Here is a 16,056-nt window from a genome sequence, read left to right as displayed (position 1 = left end):
GACCAAGCGGTCACCTCTAGGGCTGGGTTTGATTGGAATGACAGGCAGTGTATCGGTGGCGTGACACTTATCGGAGCTCACCGCGTAAGCCGCATGCTTGCGGGGTTGGCAACAGCCGGGGTGTGTCAGAGGCTTTACACCGGGTCAGAGCCCCGCAGCATCGAGGCGACCAGTTCCAGCGCCAGGTCCTGACGTGTCGCCCAGTCACCTTCGATGATGCGATAAGGCTGATCGTGGTCTTGCAGCCAGTGCAGGCTTGCCTCGAAAAACTGCTGGCGCTCTCGCACATCTGGTTGGGTGCGCTGGCCATCGGCAACCCAGGGTACGCCCTCTGGGCTGAGAAGCAGGTGCAGGTCGTAGTGACGATCGAGCAGAGCCTGCTCCAGCCAAGGTGGGCAATCGCCGAACAAGGTCTGGCTCCAGAGCATGTTGCTGAGCAGGTGGGTGTCCAGAATCAACAGCGACGGCGAGGCTGCGCGTGCAGCGTCTTCCCAGGCCAACTGCCCACGGGCGATGCTGGGGATGTCGGCGTAGCACGTGTCGCGGCAGTGCTGGTCGATGAAATGACGCACGTACTCACCCACCACCAGCCCTCCGAAACGCGCCTGGATCTGGCCGCTGAGCCAGCTCTTGCCACTGGATTCGGGGCCGCACAGCACCACAACCTGGGTGCTCGTGACAGCGCTCATGGCTTCACCAACGCCGGGTCCCGGTGCCATTCCAGCCATCCGCGCAGGGCAATGAGGGTGAGCACCGCAAACAGCGCCGCGGTGAAATACAAGTGCTGGTGCAGGTACTGCCCGACATAGATGATGTCCACCACGACCCACAGGGGCCAGCATTGCAAGCGCTTTTGCGCCATCCACAGCTGGGCCACCAAGCTAAAGCCGGTCAGGCTGGCATCCAGCCAGGGCAGGGCGGCATCGGTCCAGGTGGCCATGGCAGTACCCAATGCTGCGCTAAGCAGTACGCCCAGGCCCAGGTGGATGACCAGCGCGCCGGGCCGTAAGCTCGATACTTGGCGTGCCGCGTCTTGCCGTTCAGGGCGCTTCCACTGCCACCAGCCATACAGTTGTAACAGCGCATAGGCAACTTGGAGCAGCATCCCCGAATAGAGCTTGACCTCATAAAATAGCCAGGCATAGATCAGCACCATGATCAGGCCGAGGGGCCAGCACCAGGCGTTCTGCTTGACCGTGAGCCACACAGCGATGACGCCGAGGACGGCGGCGATGAGTTCAAGGCCGGACATCGGCGATCCTTGGAGATTTCAGGGAGGGGCGCGATTGTAGCGGTTAGCTCAAGGAAGGTGTAGAGCGTTGCCGGGATCAGGGCCGTCTAGCAGCCCTGAGCCGGTGTCGGCTTCAGACCCTGAACTGGCGCAGCAGTTGTTCCAGGTCCTGGCTGAGGCGGCCCAGCGCCACGCCGGCCTCACTGGACTGGCGTGCCGCCTCGGCCGCCTGCTGCGAGAGGCCTGCCGTGTCCAGCACGTTGCGGTTGATGTCTTCGACCACGTGGGACTGCTGCAGGGTGGCGCTGGCAATAGAGGCATTCAACGCTGTCAGGGTGTGCAGAGCCTGGTTGATCGCATCCAGGCTGGCGCCTGCTTCGCGGGCTTGCGTGACGGTTTGCCGTGAGGCCTCGCTGCTGGTGTCGATCGCCTTGACGGCGGCATCGGACTGGCTCTGCAAGTGTTCGATCATGATGTGGATCTCGGCCGTGGACTGGGCCGTGCGCTGCGCCAGCAGGCGCACCTCATCGGCTACCACGGCAAAACCCCTGCCTTGTTCGCCTGCGCGAGCGGCTTCGATCGCCGCGTTAAGCGCCAGCAGATTGGTTTGTTCTGCAATCGAGCGGATCACGTCCAGCACGCCGCCAATACGGGTACTGTGCCCGGCCAGGTCACGGATTACTTGCACCGCCTGTTCGATGGTGATGGACAACCGATCGATCTGGGCCAGGCTGCCATGGATCGCCTGCTGCCCATGGGCGACCTGTTGCTGAGCGCAGTGCATTTCCCCGGCGGCCTGCTCGGCGGTCTTGGCTACATCCTGCACGGCGTAGGTCACCTCGTTCACGGCCGTTGCCACCTGGTCCATCTGCAGGGATTGTTGGGCGCTTTGCTGTTGCGCCGCACCGGCATTGTCGCCTACATGGTCGGCTGATCTGGCCAGCGCATGCGCCGCACTTTGTAATTGCCCGATCACCCCTTGCAACTTGCCGTTGAAGCGGTTGAAGTGCTCGCCCAGCTGACTGAGTTCATCGCGCCCGTGGGTGTCCAGGCGCCGGGTCAGGTCGCTTTCGCCGCTGGCGATATTGCCCATGGCCTGCACGGCTTCCTGTAGCGGGCGGGCAATGCTGCGTGCGATCACCCAGACCATCAGGCCCATCAGCAGCGCGATCGCCATGCCCAGCAGCGAAGCGTCACGCAGCTGGCGAGCGAACTCGGTCTGTACGTCGTCAACGTAGACCCCAGAGCCGATGATCCAGCCCCAGGGCTTGAACAGCTGGATGTAGGATGTCTTGGCAACAGGTTCGCTAGCCCCTGGCTTGGGCCAGCGGTAATTCACGGGCCCAGCCTCCTGCTGGCGCGCCAGCGCGACCATTTCGTTGAATACGGCAAAGCCATCCGGATCGCGAATGCCCGAAAGGTCCTGGCCGTCGAGCTTGGGATTGGCCGGATGCATGATCATGCGCGGGGTCAGGTCGTTGATCCAGAAGTAGTCGTCATGGTCATAGCGCAACGCCCTTACCACTTGCAGGGCTTGTTGCTGGGCCGCGTCACGGCTCAAGGTACCGGCGGCCTCCAGCTGTTGGAAATGCGCCAGTACACCTGTGGCCGTTTCCACCACATGCCGGGTTTTCTCTGCCTTGGCTTGGTACAAGTCGCCGTGGATCTGGCGCAGCATCAGCAGACCAAGCACCAACAGCATGGCTATGGCCACTATCAGGATCAGCCATAAACGGCTGCTGATCGACATCGATCTTAGCGTCTTCATTGCGCATGCTCCATTTGTTCTTGTTCTCACCTGCATCCAAGCACGCCTGCGGCCATGGACCCACTCGACCAATGGCTAAGTGCCATGTGCCGTGGAGTCTGTTGCCTGCCACGTCATGACAGTGCAAAGGAGCTCTGCCAGCATTTCGGCCGCGCAAGATGAAACCTTTAGTAACCGTGAACTTTTCCACTGGCTTTGCGACCAACAGACGCTGTAAAACTGCCGGGCCGCGTGCGGCAATATTCAGGCAAATCAAGAACAAGGAGCTTGCCACGAGCAGGCTCCATCGGGGGAATGATGGATTTTTGGACGGCCTTTCAGGCAATCATACTGGGCGTGGTGGAAGGGCTGACGGAGTTCCTGCCGATTTCCAGTACTGGCCACCAGATCATCGTTGCCGACCTCATCGGTTTCACAGGTGAGCGGGCGATGGCCTTCAACATCATCATTCAGCTGGCCGCCATCCTGGCGGTGATGTGGGAGTTTCGCGGCAAAATATTCGATGTGGTCCGTGGGTTGCCGAATCAGCCCAGGGCGCAGCGCTTCACCGGCAACTTGCTGTTGGCCTTCCTGCCGGCGTTGGTATTGGGTGTATTGTTCGCCGACCTGATTCATGAGTACTTGTTCAACGCTGTCACCGTGGCAGCTGCGCTGGTACTGGGTGGGGTGGTCATGCTCTGGGCCGAGCGACGCCAACACAGGGTTCAGGTGACTCATGTCGACGAGATGCACTGGAGCCACGCGCTTAAAATCGGTTTCGTGCAGTGTCTGGCCATGATCCCGGGTACCTCGCGTTCCGGCTCGACCATCATCGGCGGCCTGCTGTTTGGCCTGTCGCGTACTGCCGCGACGGAGTTTTCCTTCTTTCTGGCGATGCCGACGATGGTGGGGGCTGCCGTGTATTCGGGTTACAAGTACCGTCATCTGTTCCAGCCCGATGATCTGCCGGTCTTTGCGCTGGGCTTCGTCACCTCGTTCATCTTCGCGATGATCGCCGTACGCGGTCTGCTGAAATTCATCGCCAACCACAGTTATGCAGCCTTTGCCTGGTATCGGATCGTCTTCGGCATGCTGATCCTGGCGAGCTGGCTGTTTGGCTGGGTCGACTGGACCGTCGCTCATGGATGAGCAGTCAGACCGCCAGCGCCCGACACGGATACGCAATGCCAAGTTCAAGGGAGTGCTGCTGGGGCTGCTGTGTGTGCTGCCGGTGTTGGGCGTCGCGTGCCTGGCCTACGACGCGCAGGCGTGGTGGCCGCTGGTGGTGTACCCGGTGATGAGTCTGCTCACTGTGTTGCTCTATTGGCGCGACAAGTCCCAGGCCCGCAGCCAAGCGCGACGCACCCCGGAGAAGCTGCTGCATGGTGTAGAACTGTTCGGTGGTTGGCCTGGGGCTCTGCTGGCGCAGCAGGTGTTCCGGCACAAGACACGCAAGGTGCCTTACCAGGTCAAGTTCTGGGCCATCGTGGTCGTGCACCAGGCCGCCTGGGCGTATTGGCTGTTCTTTCAAGGGCGAGCTGCAGCGTTGGGGTGAAGCCGCTGTATCACGAATGGGGGCGAGCGCCCCCTATTGAAGTCCCGGCCACTCGGGTTGGGCTCTGTGATGTGTCAGACGTAACGTTCCCCGCACGTTTCGAATGAGGCGGCCAAATGGTCGATCCATACCCGCACCGCAGGCGTGACACCGCGTCGGTGCGGGTAAACCGCCTGCAGGTAGCCGCCTGGCAAGGACCAGTCCGGAAGTAATCTAACGAGTTCACCGCGTTGGAGCTGCTCTTCACAAAACAGGCTGGGCAGGGCGGTGAAGCCCAGCCCAGCGCGTACAGCTGCATTACGTACCACGAAATCGTCCACTGACAGCCTGGGTTCGAGCGCCAAGGCGCGTTGTTGGCCCCCTGGCCCCTGCAGCCTCAGGTGTACCAGGCGGTCGGCCTCGGGTGCACCCAGCACCGGCAGGTCGGCCAGCTGCTCAGGCGTGCGCACCTGGGGGGCGAAACCGGGCGCGGCTACCAGTTGCATCTGTGCCTGACACAGTCGCCTGGTCACCAGCGTAGGGTCTTCATCGCCCAAGTCGCGCACTCGCAGCGCTACATCTATTCCTTCAGAGATCAGGTCCACTCTACGGTTGAGCAAGACCAGATCCAGCTGCACGAGCGGATACTGTTGCAGAAACCGGGTTACCACGTCCGGCAAGAACGCATGACCCAAGGCCACCGGGCAGGACACGCGTAGCCTGCCGCGTGGTTCACTGCTCATGCTGGCTACTGCCTCTTCAGCGGCTTCAGCTTCGAGGAGCATGGCTTGGCAGTGATGCAGGTAGCGTTCGCCCACGGCTGTCAGTTTCACTTGCCGCGTGGTGCGCTGTAGCAGGCGCATGCCCAAGCGATCCTCCAGTTCGGCGATACGGCGGGATAGCCTTGATTTCGGAATGCCGAGCTGGCGTCCAGCGGCGGCGAACCCGCCTGCTTCGACGACACGGGCAAAGTAAAACAGGTCGTTCAAATCCTGCATGGCACGGCTCATTGTTCCAGGGGTAGGACAAACTAGCGCGATTGGGCGCACTTATCATCCATTACACACTTAGGTAACATCCTTTTCATCGAATATATTCAGCCTTACCCCCTTTCACAGGAGTACCCCATGAAACTGCTGCACATCGATTCGAGCATCCTGGGTGACAACTCGGCCTCGCGCCAATTGAGCCGTGAAGTCGTCGCCGCGTGGCAGGCCGCTGAGCCGAACGTTGAAGTGGTTTATCGCGACCTGGCAGCCGATGCCATCGCTCACTTCTCGGCCGCAACCCTGATGGCTGCCGGCACCGGTGAAGAGCTGCGCGATGCGGCCCAGGCCTTCGAGGCCAAGCTCAGTGCCGAGACCCTCGAAGAGTTCCTGGCCGCCGACGCAGTGGTCATCGGCGCGCCAATGTACAACTTCAGCGTGCCGACCCAACTCAAAGCTTGGATCGACCGCATCGCCGTCGCCGGCAAGACCTTCCGTTATACCGAGGCTGGTCCAGAAGGCCTGTGCGGTGACAAGAAAGTGGTGCTGGTTTCCACGGCAGGGGGAATGCACGCCGATCAACCAACAGGGGTCGGCCACGAAGACTTCCTCAAGGTGTTCCTGGGCTTCATCGGTATTAGCGACCTGCAAGTGGTTCGGGCTCATGGCCTGGCTTATGGCCCGGAGCAGCGCACCCAAGCGATTGCTGCGGCCCAGGCGCACATCGAGAACGATCTGTTCGCCGTGGCATGAAGGCAGTGGAGACAGAGCGCAAGTTGAGGGTCGCCTAGGCGGCCCTTTTTCATGGGCGTACCAACCGCATGTTGCTGATGGCCGCACAGCTCACTGTTGCGCAACGCTAGGGCGCAACTGTAATGGTGGTTCATTGAGGAATAGCCTTATGCTGTAACGAAATATGTATAAGTGCTGAAGAAGGAAGCCGCAATGCCGCTCAAGGACCTGCTCATCGCTCTGGTGGTAATCATCGCCTGGGGCGTCAACTTCGTCGTGATCAAGGTCGGGCTCGATGGGTTGCCACCCATGTTGCTGGGGGCGCTGCGTTTTCTGCTTGTGGCTTTTCCCGCGGTGTTCTTCATCAAGCGGCCGAACCTGCCGTGGCGTTGGTTGATCGCCTACGGTGCGACCATCTCGCTGGGGCAGTTTGCATTTCTGTTCCAGGCCATGGCCAGCGGCATGCCACCGGGGCTCGCTTCATTGGTCCTGCAGTCCCAGGCCTTCTTCACCTTGGGCTTCGCTGCGCTGTTTCTGGGCGAGCGCTTGCGCGTGGCCAGCGTGCTCGGGCTGCTGGTGGCCGCCGGTGGGCTGGCGCTGATCGGCAGCGAAGACGGTAGCCATGTCCCCATGCTCGCGCTGGTACTGACCTTGTGTGGCGGGGCGATGTGGGGCTTGGGCAACATCATCACTCGTCGCTTCGGGTCGATAGACTTGGTGGCATTGGTCATCTGGGGCGGCTTGATCCCTCCGCTGCCTTTTCTGCTGCTCTCTGGCTGGTTGGAGGGGCCTGAACGCATCAGCCAGGCGCTCACGCACATCGGCTGGCACTCGATTGCCGCGCTGGCATACCTTGCATTCGTGGCCACCATTCTGGGCTACAGCCTCTGGAGCACGCTGTTGTCGCGCCATCCGGCCGGAAAGGTCGCGCCTTTTTCGCTGCTGGTACCTGTCATAGGCCTGAGTTCATCAGCGCTGCTGCTGGGCGAGCGCCTGACCGAAACCCAGGGTTGGGGTGCCTTGCTGGTTATGAGTGGCTTGTTGGTGAACGTGTTCGGCGCCCGACTCGGACAGCGACTCAAGGCTGCGAGGGCCTGAGTAATTACGAGTGCTACCTGTCTTTTTTTAAGCGTTGATTGACCAAGCTCATGATGTCGGTCAGTTACGGTCGCCTATCAGGCACGGATATGGTTCCTTGGTTGCGTTTTTTGTAAGGAGGACCGCAAACGATGCGAGTCAGGGACGAAACCTATTGGCAGTGGGCCGATGCACAACTGCACAGCCGCTGCCACGACGAAGTGCTGAGCGATGGCACCACCCTGGATGTGCAGGTGCGCCTGTCCAGGCAAGGCGCAACTCAACTGTTTCTCGGCCTTTACGCACGCAATGGTCAGGCTCTGGTGGAGGAGTATTATCCTGCGCGCTCTGGGGAAACCATGACCCGGGCGCTGGTTTGGGGTGTTGAGCGCGCTCGGGCGTTGGCCACAGGTGCCATGCCATTACCTAAAAACGCCAAAAGGCGCGCATGAAAAAGCCCGGCGCGGTGGCCGGGCTTGATACAGCGTGACGGTCAGTACTGCGCTTCGATCACTTTCACGGCACGTTGCGTACGTGCCTCTGGCCATTGCTGTTGCAGGGTTTGCAAGACACGGCCGACGAACTCGGTATCGGCAGCCGCCTTCTTGCCCACATAGCCCTGGCCTCGGCGATAGGCCTTGAATCGCGCACGCATGCTTGGCAGGTGCTCCTGGAATTCATCTTCGATCGTGTTGGGTGGCAAGCGGTCCAGGCGCACTTCGCCGCTTTGGCTCACCCACAACAGATGGTCATCAAGGCTGTCCTTGCGCGTGGCGAACAGCTTGGCCAATTGATCGATGGTCGGATTGTCGTTCAAGTTCATCATAAAGCCCCCATTACCCAGTTTCAGGTGATTTTCACAGTTGGCGCTATCGCGATGTAGCGCGTTTCCAAGGCTGCTACTGCAGCTTTGCAACAGGGGCTTTCTCACGCTGCCTTTTGGACAGTTCCCTCTCCACGGACCGCCTGCGTTACCGCGCAGGCGGCCTGGAACACCCTTGCCACGGCTCCCGATCAGGGAGACGGCCTCATCATGCACAAGCGCGATGAACGGCGTCAACCATTTTGTAGTGATATTTTCTGCTCACTACATTTTCGTAGAGTTGTTCGACAATCCTCGATTTCAAAGCCGTGAAAGAATCTCGTATGCCGCGCGCACGCGGGCTTCGTTGGGGTAGTTGCGGTTGGCTAGAAGCACGATGGCCAACCCCTCAGACGGGACGAACGCTGCGTAGGCACCGAAACCATTGGTGGAGCCTGTCTTGTTGTACCAGGCTCCCGCCAATGGGGCGGCAGGCGGCTGCAGCCGTTGTGCCGGCTGGGGGCCTCGTATCATCTGCGGGCCATTGCCGGCGATGAGGGTGCGCAGTGCAACGGGGTACGCATAACGCTCCCAGCCTAAGCCTTGTGTCATTTCACCGATCTGGGCGTAGCCGCTACGGGTGATGAGGGTGGCGCGGGCCAAGGGCGCAGGCAGACCGTCGGGCTGCATGTTCAAGCGCACATAACGCAGCAGATCGCTGGCACTGGTCTTGATGCCGTAGGCTTGCTGCGCATAAGGGCCAGGGTTTACGCGCACTGGCTTGTCGCTGGCATCGTAGCCTTGGGCATACAGGCTACGTGCATCACTGGGCACCTCCAGGTAGGTACTGTGCAGGCCCATGGGCTCCAGCACGTTGTGCTCAAGCAAGGTGGCAAACGGTTGGTGTTGGGCGCGGGCGGCCAGGTCGCCGAACAGGCCCAGGCTCGGGTTGGAGTAACACCGTTGGGCACCTGGCGTGCCTTTGGCCTGCCATTGGCGCAAAAACGTCACCACTTGCTGGGGTGTTTCCACGGTGTCGGGAAACTGCAAGGGCAGGCAATCGGCACTGTAGGTGCCCAGGTCCAGCACGGTGGCGTCGCCCAGGGGAGTGCCAGCCAGGGCCGGGTGATAGCGTTTGGCAGGGGCGTCCAGGGCAAGCTGGCCTTCGGCATTGGCCACTGCCACCAACGTGGCGGTGAATGTCTTGCTCAGCGAGCCAATTTCGAAGAGGGTGTCGCGGCTAACGGGCACGCCGCTGTCGCGGCTGGCGACGCCGTAGCTGAAGTAATGAGCGTGGCCATTCGCATACAGCGCGACCGCCATGCCGCTGATGCCCTGGGCCTGCATCAGGGGACCGATGACGGTGTCGACTTTGATTCGCAGCGGGTCATTGGCGTAGGCGGGTAACCAGGGGGCGCCGAGTGTGAGGGCGACCGCAAGGGCCACGGAGCGGGAGCAGATCATGAAGATTCCTTGGCTGACTGTCCGTTGCGCGATACCAGAAGGGGTTCCGGCGTTAGCGTCTGGGGGCGCTAGACCTTATCCTCCGTCCTTGCCCAAAGACAAGACGGAGCTGTGATGAAGTACCTGCGCATGCTGTTCGACAACTTCACCCTTGCCTTGCTGGCAGTGGTAGCGATCGCCACCGTGTTGCCTTGCTCAGGACAAGGGGCGGTGTATTTCGGCTGGCTCACCAACCTGGCGATCGGTTTGTTGTTCTTCCTGCACGGGGCCAAGCTCTCGCGGGAGGCAATCATCGCTGGAGCGGGGCATTGGCGCCTGCACCTGCTGGTGTTTTCCTGCACGTTCGTGCTGTTTCCGCTGCTGGGCATGGCGTTCAAGCCGCTGTTCCTGCCACTGGTAGGAGACGAGCTCTACTTGGGGGTGCTGTACCTTTGCGCCCTGCCTGCCACCGTCCAGTCGGCCATCGCGTTCACCTCGCTGGCGCGGGGTAATGTGCCAGCGGCCATCTGCAGCGCAGCCGCATCCAGCCTGCTGGGCATATTCCTGACCCCGGTTCTGGTGATGCTGTTGCTGGGCGCCAGCGGCGACACCGGCTCGGGTCTGGACGCAGTGCTCAAGATCACCCTGCAGTTGCTGGTGCCATTCGTGGCCGGGCAACTGGCCCGCCGCTGGATCGGTGCCTGGGTTAAACGCAATGCGCGCTGGCTGAAGATCGTCGACCAGGGCTCGATTCTGCTGGTGGTCTACACCGCCTTCAGCGAGGCGGTGGTCACGGGCTTGTGGCACACTGTTTCGCCGCAGCACCTGGCAGGCCTGTTCGCCGTTTGCGGCATCCTGCTGACCGTGGTGTTGGTGGGGACCAGCCTGTTGGGCAAAGTGCTTGGTTTCAACCTCGAAGACCGGATCACCATCCTGTTCGCAGGCTCGAAGAAGAGCCTGGCAACCGGTGTGCCGATGGCGCAGGTGCTGTTCGTCGGAAGCGGCATCGGCGCAATGATCCTGCCATTGATGCTGTTCCACCAGATCCAGCTGATGGTCTGCGCTGTGCTGGCCCAACACTATGCGAGCCGCGAGCAGGATGATATCGAGGTGCCGACGGTGCGATGACCCGGTGATGGTTGCAGCTCACGTGGTCTGCAACCATCACGTCGCCTGGGTCAGAAGTTCGCGGGGGTATTGGCGCTGATGATCTCTGCTTCGTCCTGGCCAATATTCTTGAAACTGTGGGGCAGGGTGGTAGGGATGTAGTAGCCATCTCCCGCATTGAGCACGCTGACCTGGCCATCGACCCACAGCTCGACGGTGCCTCGCGTGACGAGCCCGCACTCTTCGCCCTCGGCATGCACGATGGGCTCGCCCGAGTCGGCACCTGGGGCGTAAAGCTCGCGCAGCATGCGCATTTGCCGGCCCTCGACGCTGGCACCTACCAGCAGCATGCGCAATCCGTTGCGACCCAAGTCGGGCTGCTCGCCCGCCCGGAACACGAAACGCTCCTCACGCACGGGTTCATCGAAGCTGAAAAACTCTGCCAGGCTCATCGGAATGCCCTCCAGCAGCTTTTTCAAGGAACTGACCGATGGGCTGACGCGGTTCTGCTCGATCTGCGAAATGGTCGAGTTGGTGAGCCCGCTGCGGCGCGCCAACTCTCGCTGGGAGAGGTTGTTGCGTTCACGCACTAGTTTGAGTCGCGTCCCCGTGTCCATAGCCGCCTTGTAATAAGAGGTGTCAAGAATAATGAGCGAGGCGCATTAAAACACACTCTCAAGGCTTGCGCGCTGCGGTTTGCAGGTGCCCGCTGCCAGCGAGGCCGGACGGGCCATCGCCAGGCAAGATGCGGCGCCCTCAGTCCGCCTTTGATCCTGGCCACATGCTGCGCAGCACCCCATCACGGCGAACCCAGGCGTGCATCAGCGCAGCGCCCACGTGTACCAGTACCGTGGCGAACAACAGGTAGCCTCCCCAGCCGTGCGCCTGGCGCAGCATGGCATACAGCTGCAAATCATGGGGCACGATCGCCGGCAGGCCAAACGGGCGAGGGTACCCGCCGGCCGAGAGCATGGCCCACCCCAGCAAGGGCATGGCTAGCATGAGGCCGTACAGCAGCAGGTGCGAAGCGCCGGCAGCCAGGCGCTGGAAGGCTGGTAGGTCCTGGGGCAGAGGTGGATGGGGAATGCTCAGGCGCACGATGATGCGCGCTACGATCAGCACCAGCAGCGCAAGCCCCGTGATCTTGTGCAAGCTGACCAGTACGGGGTGACGGACCGACAGGTCCGTGACCATGCTCACGCCGATCAAGAGCATGGCCAGGATCAGGAACGCCATCGACCAGTGCAGCAGGCGGGCGACGGGATGAAAGGTGGTGGGTTTCATGGTCGGGCTCCCGTGCTCAAGGACTCGCGGCTACGACGGTTGAATGATTCCGAATAGGCCGCTGACCGGGCCGCGAGTATAGGGTCGGCGGAGGGTTCGATGCCGTGGGGCAGTATCAAGGGGTCAAAGTTGAGGTCGCGGCAGGCACCCTGTTCCGGTGCGTCGACCTGCTCAAGCACCAGGGTGCCTGCGTTGACGCTGCGCCGGCTCGCTGGCCAAGGCTTGGCAGGGTCGTCGATAGCGTCGTCCGGTTCGGCCAGTACCAGGCGCAGGGTCCAGCGCAACGGCCCCAGCGCCAGCCGTCGTCGCAGGTCATGTTGCAGGAACAGAGGGTCGTCCACCTTCGCCGGTAAGGCCGTATACGGCGTGAGCGGTTCAAGCTGCCAGCGCACCGGATGGGCATGGCCGTCGTGATCGATCAACTTGAATGCATTGATGCTGTGGTACTGGGTGTTGGCGAAGCTGTCGCTGGGCTTGTAGCTGGCTGCCCATTGCCTGAACGCGGCGCTCTCGGGGTGGGCTGCAAAGAAGGCCTGTACCTTGGCAGGGTCGGGCTTGCGCGTGGCCGGGTCCGGGGTGTTGGCCAGCACCTGCTCGTAGAACGCCTCGGCCGTACTTACCGCCAGAACGGGCGGGTTGTTCATGCCGGTCCTCCAGACTTGCCCATCGTCGGTGGCGAGTTCGATTGCCAGGCTGCGCACGGGGATGCCGGTGTCAGGCGCAAACGGGTTGGCACCACCAATGGCCAGGCGGCCTGTGACCGGCACATGCGCCTGGGTGAATGCCCGTGCCGTCGACAAGCTTGCCGCTTGCCCGCTGGCCTGGAAATAGCCGCTCACGCACAGGCCTTTAGCGTGGTTCTTGCGATAACCCGGGTAGTGCTCAGCCTGGGCCTCGAACGTGTCGATGATGCGCTGTGGTGTGAGCGCGGATTGGCCAAGCCAGCCGGCGCTGTAGGCGAAGCCCGCACCGGCAGCCAGCATCACCGCGCCGATTGCGGCAAGCCGCCAGGCCTTGGCCCGGCCGTGCAAAGGTTGGTTCATGGTCAGTCCCGTTGATTTCACGAAAAGTGCCAGTACGACGCTGCCCTGGAAAAGTTATTCCCCGAGCGGGAATAACTTTTTCTCCAACGCGTCTGTTCTCTACACTGCCCCATCATCGACCGGATATTTTCCATGCAGGACTTGGACGACCAACAATGGCGAGCGCTACTGGCCCGACTACGTCGCTTCGCCCTCTGGCTGACCCGCGAGGCGGGAAGTGCGGATGACCTCGTGCAGGCCACGGTCGAACGTGCCTTGAGCCGGCGTCAGCAGCATCAGGATCCCGATGCCCTGCGCGCCTGGCTGTTCACCATCCTTTATCGATTGTTTCTGGATGGCAAACGGCGAGAACGGTTGCATGCCCGCTGGCTGTCCTGGTTCGCCAGCAGTAGCGCTGCCGAAGAAACGGCCGGCGATAACCTTGAGGACATCGTGCTGGCGCAGGCGGATTTGCAGGCATTTGGCCGGCTCAAGACCGAGCAGCGCGCGTTGCTGTTGCTAGTGAGCGTTGAGGGCCTGAGTTACAAGGAGGCTGCCCAGACGTTGGGTATTCCAATCGGTACTGTCATGTCACGGCTGTCGCGGGCGCGCGATGCCCTGCGTGCATTGACCGAGGACAGCCCTCGACCACCGGCCTTGCGGAGATTGAAATGACCCGTCTTATTCCTAGCGAAGAAGAGCTTCACGCCTACGTCGATGACCGCCTGGACCCGGTGCGCCGTGCCGAAGTCCAGGCCTGGCTGGCCAATCATCCAAAGGCTGCGCAACGTGTGGAAGGCTGGCGCGCCGATGCGCGCCAGTTGCGCACGAGCCTGGCGGGCCTTGCGCAGCCGCTGGCGGGCCCGCGGGTTGACCGCGATCAGCTGCGCCAACAGGCGCGACACCGCCTGAAGCGTCGCTGGGCAAGTGCTGCAGCGATCGTCCTAGCCTTAGGCGTTGGGGGACTTGGCGGGTGGCAGGCGCGCGATGCCAGCTTTGCCGACGCAAAGCCCATGGCTGATGCCGTGCAGGCCCACCGATTGTTCGCCGACAGCCAAGCGCTGGATATTCAGGCGCGTGACCCCGATCAATTGCGCACCTGGCTGCAAGCGCACTTTCACCAGGTGGGCCAACTGCCTGATTTGGCAGGCTACGGGTTCGCCCCGGTGGGCGCCCGGCTGCTCAGTAACGAGCAAGGGCCGGCGGCGCTGGTGGTGTTCCAGGACGGGGCGGGGCGCCGTATCAGCCTGTTCCTGCGCTCACCCGGCGAGCACTTCCGGCGCATGCCGCAAGGGCAGCGAATCGATGGTCAGCTCCAGGCCCGATACTGGTCCCATGGCGCCTACAATTTCGCCCTGGTCAGTGCTGCCGATGATGGTCGCGGTGTGGGTATCGGCGAGGCCTTGCGCACGACGTTGTGAGCCGTACAAGGCCTCCTGCGCCCTAGGCTGGCTTAGCTGAGCTCTAGCCAGATGGGCGCATGATCCGACGGTTTTTCCATCGCGCGCAGTTCGTAATCCACGCCTGCAGCCTTGATCCTCGGAACCAGGCTTGCCGAGGCCATGATCAGGTCGATGCGCAGGCCACGCTTGGGCTCGTCCTCGAAGCCGCGGCTGCGGTAGTCGAACCAGCTGAAACGGTCGTCGACACCCGGGTGCAGATGCCGGAAGCTGTCCACCAGCCCCCAGCCTTTCAAGCGCTCCATCCACTCCCGCTCCTCTGGCAGGAAGCTGCATTTGCCGGTCCTGAGCCAGCGCTTGGTATTGTCTGGGCCGATACCGATGTCGCAATCCTCTGGGGATATGTTCATGTCGCCCATGACCAACACGGGCTGGTCACTGCGAAACTGGCTTTCGAGCAGCGCTTGCAGGTCCGCGTAGAAACGCTGCTTGGCGGGAAACTTGGTGGGGTGGTCGCGGCTTTCGCCCTGGGGGAAATAGCCGTTCATGACGGTGACGGGGTTGCCGTGGTGGTCGGCGAAGGTGCCCCAGATGAAGCGCCGCTGGGCGTCTTCTTCGTCCGTTGAAAACCCTTTGTGCAAGCTCAAAGGTGCCTGGCGTGACAGCAAGGCGACACCGTAGTGGCCCTTTTGCCCGTGGTAATGCACGTGGTAGCCCAGAGCCTGGACCTCGGCCAGTGGAAACTGATCGTCGCTGACCTTGGTTTCCTGCAGGCCGATGATGTCCGGCTGGTGCTTTTCGACCAAGGCGGCCAACTGGTGTGGGCGCGCCCGCAGGCCATTGATGTTGAAGCAGACGATCTTCATGCAGAGCCGATCCCGGTAAAAAGTCGCGATGCTAGCCGACATCGGCGTTGATCACCAGCATGAGGGCGCTTAGGCGCGGCTGACATGGCGCGAAGGTGAACGATGGGCGGCATTGTGCCTCCAAGGCCTATCAGCCAGCCCAGAAGGTTCCCCTCCATGTCTCAAGCCCCTGCCGCCGAGGCCCGCGTTTGCCTGCTCGACTCCGGTTATCGCCGCGAAACCCGGGCACTGCTGTACACCGTCTACCGGAACGACCCTACCTTCGCTTATCTGCTCGAAGCGCATCGCCCTGGTTATGAGCGCCGCCTGCGTACGCTGCTACGCGAGTGGGTACGCCAGCATTTCTACCTGCAACTGCCCGCCGTTGGCCTGCTGCTGGACGATCGCTTGGTAGGCGTCGCGCTGATTGTGCCGCCACTGCGGCGTCTGGGTGTGGCTGACAGTTGGGCCTGGCGCCTGCGCATGATGGTTGGCGCGGGGGTGCGCGCCACCCGGCGCTTCATGGCGTACCAGGCGGCTGTCTCGACATGTCGGCCTACCGATCAAGTGCACGTGCTGCCGCTACTGGGGGTGTTGCCGGCGCTGCAAGGCCAGGTGTATCCGACCCAGTTGTTACATGCGGTACAACAATGGTGTATGAAGAATGGGCAGGTCGAAGGGATCGTCGTCGACACGGGCAATGATGAACACGTGGCGTTTTATCACACGCAAGGCTTTGTCGAGGTTGGCGAGGTCGCCATTGGGACAGTGCGCCAACGCGTTCTGATGTATGACAGCGCTCAGGTCAGTGAACCCTTGGCGTGAATGGCGTTTCGGTTGGCTTCT

19 protein-coding genes and 1 pseudogene are annotated in these 16,056 nt (G+C 61.9%); 9 read left to right on the top strand and 11 right to left on the bottom strand.

What is annotated here, in order from left to right:
* Window positions 1-134 precede the first annotated feature (134 nt).
* The 4 genes and pseudogenes from FS777_RS06545 to FS777_RS21845 all read right to left on the bottom strand — a co-directional run.
* On the bottom strand, window positions 135-689 hold the full coding sequence (locus tag FS777_RS06545) for an AAA family ATPase (RefSeq protein ID WP_145254556.1): 555 nt from the start codon (window positions 687-689) through the stop codon (window positions 135-137).
* Window positions 686-1,252: a nicotinamide riboside transporter PnuC gene (gene pnuC / locus FS777_RS06540; RefSeq protein ID WP_058605142.1), complete on the bottom strand. Its 567-nt coding sequence runs from the start codon at window positions 1,250-1,252 to the stop codon at window positions 686-688. The genes FS777_RS06545 and pnuC overlap by 4 nt, the downstream gene beginning before the upstream one ends.
* Before the next feature lie 112 nt (window positions 1,253-1,364).
* On the bottom strand, window positions 1,365-2,099 hold the full coding sequence (locus FS777_RS21850) for a methyl-accepting chemotaxis protein (RefSeq protein ID WP_372239212.1): 735 nt from the start codon (window positions 2,097-2,099) through the stop codon (window positions 1,365-1,367).
* A gap of 138 nt (window positions 2,100-2,237) precedes the next feature.
* A pseudogene (locus FS777_RS21845) lies at window positions 2,238-2,909 on the bottom strand (cache domain-containing protein); the annotation flags it as partial.
* A 387-nt stretch (window positions 2,910-3,296) separates the two neighbouring features.
* On the opposite strand from FS777_RS21845, the gene FS777_RS06530 reads away from it, so the two are divergent.
* Together FS777_RS06530 and FS777_RS06525 are read left to right on the top strand one after the other, a co-directional pair.
* A complete protein-coding gene (locus FS777_RS06530; RefSeq protein WP_058639374.1) occupies window positions 3,297-4,127 on the top strand; it encodes an undecaprenyl-diphosphate phosphatase in 831 nt (276 codons plus the stop codon).
* Complete coding sequence (locus FS777_RS06525; protein WP_058639340.1) at window positions 4,120-4,533, top strand: DUF1294 domain-containing protein; 414 nt, start codon at window positions 4,120-4,122, stop codon at window positions 4,531-4,533. The genes FS777_RS06530 and FS777_RS06525 overlap by 8 nt, the downstream gene beginning before the upstream one ends.
* Window positions 4,534-4,607: 74 nt before the next feature.
* On the opposite strand, the gene FS777_RS06520 is transcribed toward FS777_RS06525, so the two are convergent.
* On the bottom strand, window positions 4,608-5,510 hold the full coding sequence (locus FS777_RS06520) for a LysR substrate-binding domain-containing protein (RefSeq protein WP_058639339.1): 903 nt from the start codon (window positions 5,508-5,510) through the stop codon (window positions 4,608-4,610).
* 129 nt (window positions 5,511-5,639) lie between these two features.
* Between FS777_RS06520 and FS777_RS06515 the strand changes: the two genes are divergently transcribed.
* The 3 genes from FS777_RS06515 to FS777_RS06505 all read left to right on the top strand — a co-directional run bounded on the left by FS777_RS06515 (window position 5,640) and on the right by FS777_RS06505 (window position 7,759).
* Window positions 5,640-6,251, top strand: coding sequence for an FMN-dependent NADH-azoreductase (locus FS777_RS06515; protein ID WP_058639338.1), 612 nt, complete (start codon window positions 5,640-5,642; stop codon window positions 6,249-6,251).
* A gap of 192 nt (window positions 6,252-6,443) precedes the next feature.
* Window positions 6,444-7,328 (top strand): EamA family transporter, encoded by an 885-nt coding sequence (locus tag FS777_RS06510; protein ID WP_058605147.1) that lies wholly within the window; start codon window positions 6,444-6,446, stop codon window positions 7,326-7,328.
* A 131-nt stretch (window positions 7,329-7,459) separates the two neighbouring features.
* The gene (locus FS777_RS06505) at window positions 7,460-7,759 is read left to right on the top strand and encodes a hypothetical protein (protein ID WP_058639337.1); all 300 of its coding nucleotides are present in this window, start codon (window positions 7,460-7,462) and stop codon (window positions 7,757-7,759) included.
* Between the two features lie 41 nt (window positions 7,760-7,800).
* On the opposite strand, the gene FS777_RS06500 is transcribed toward FS777_RS06505, so the two are convergent.
* On the bottom strand, window positions 7,801-8,133 hold the full coding sequence (locus tag FS777_RS06500) for a hypothetical protein (protein WP_058605149.1): 333 nt from the start codon (window positions 8,131-8,133) through the stop codon (window positions 7,801-7,803).
* Window positions 8,134-8,430: 297 nt separating this feature from the next.
* Window positions 8,431-9,573, bottom strand: coding sequence for a class C beta-lactamase (gene ampC / locus FS777_RS06495; protein ID WP_145254553.1), 1,143 nt, complete (start codon window positions 9,571-9,573; stop codon window positions 8,431-8,433).
* Between the two features lie 114 nt (window positions 9,574-9,687).
* On the opposite strand from ampC, the gene FS777_RS06490 reads away from it, so the two are divergent.
* Window positions 9,688-10,680, top strand: coding sequence for a bile acid:sodium symporter family protein (locus FS777_RS06490; RefSeq protein WP_058639335.1), 993 nt, complete (start codon window positions 9,688-9,690; stop codon window positions 10,678-10,680).
* Between the two features lie 50 nt (window positions 10,681-10,730).
* Here the strand turns inward: FS777_RS06490 and FS777_RS06485 are convergent, their stop codons facing one another.
* The 3 genes from FS777_RS06485 to FS777_RS06475 form a co-directional block, all read right to left on the bottom strand.
* On the bottom strand, window positions 10,731-11,276 hold the full coding sequence (locus FS777_RS06485; protein ID WP_027915556.1) for a cupin domain-containing protein: 546 nt from the start codon (window positions 11,274-11,276) through the stop codon (window positions 10,731-10,733).
* Window positions 11,277-11,415: 139 nt separating this feature from the next.
* Window positions 11,416-11,943, bottom strand: a complete 528-nt coding sequence (locus FS777_RS06480) for a cytochrome b (RefSeq protein WP_145254550.1) — start codon at window positions 11,941-11,943, stop codon at window positions 11,416-11,418.
* Complete coding sequence (locus tag FS777_RS06475) at window positions 11,940-12,992, bottom strand: catalase family peroxidase (RefSeq protein ID WP_145254630.1); 1,053 nt, start codon at window positions 12,990-12,992, stop codon at window positions 11,940-11,942. The genes FS777_RS06480 and FS777_RS06475 overlap by 4 nt, the downstream gene beginning before the upstream one ends.
* A 126-nt stretch (window positions 12,993-13,118) precedes the next feature.
* Between FS777_RS06475 and FS777_RS06470 the strand changes: the two genes are divergently transcribed.
* Window positions 13,119-13,640, top strand: coding sequence for a sigma-70 family RNA polymerase sigma factor (locus FS777_RS06470; protein ID WP_058605153.1), 522 nt, complete (start codon window positions 13,119-13,121; stop codon window positions 13,638-13,640).
* On the top strand, window positions 13,637-14,386 hold the full coding sequence (locus tag FS777_RS06465) for an anti-sigma factor (RefSeq protein ID WP_058639333.1): 750 nt from the start codon (window positions 13,637-13,639) through the stop codon (window positions 14,384-14,386). Before FS777_RS06470 ends, FS777_RS06465 begins: the two co-directional genes overlap by 4 nt.
* A 32-nt stretch (window positions 14,387-14,418) precedes the next feature.
* Here the strand turns inward: FS777_RS06465 and xthA are convergent, their stop codons facing one another.
* Window positions 14,419-15,231 (bottom strand): exodeoxyribonuclease III, encoded by an 813-nt coding sequence (gene xthA / locus FS777_RS06460; protein ID WP_145254547.1) that lies wholly within the window; start codon window positions 15,229-15,231, stop codon window positions 14,419-14,421.
* A gap of 156 nt (window positions 15,232-15,387) precedes the next feature.
* Here xthA and FS777_RS06455 point away from each other — a divergent pair, with 156 nt between their 5' ends.
* Complete coding sequence (locus tag FS777_RS06455; protein WP_145254544.1) at window positions 15,388-16,035, top strand: GNAT family N-acetyltransferase; 648 nt, start codon at window positions 15,388-15,390, stop codon at window positions 16,033-16,035.
* The last annotated feature ends 21 nt before the right edge of the window (window positions 16,036-16,056 follow it).

Source organism: Pseudomonas sp. DE0157 (assembly GCF_007678615.1).
Classification (GTDB): Bacteria; Pseudomonadota; Gammaproteobacteria; order Pseudomonadales; family Pseudomonadaceae; genus Aquipseudomonas; species Aquipseudomonas parafulva_B.
Note: the sequence above shows the minus strand (reverse complement) of the source record. Positions and strands in the feature narration are given on the sequence as shown.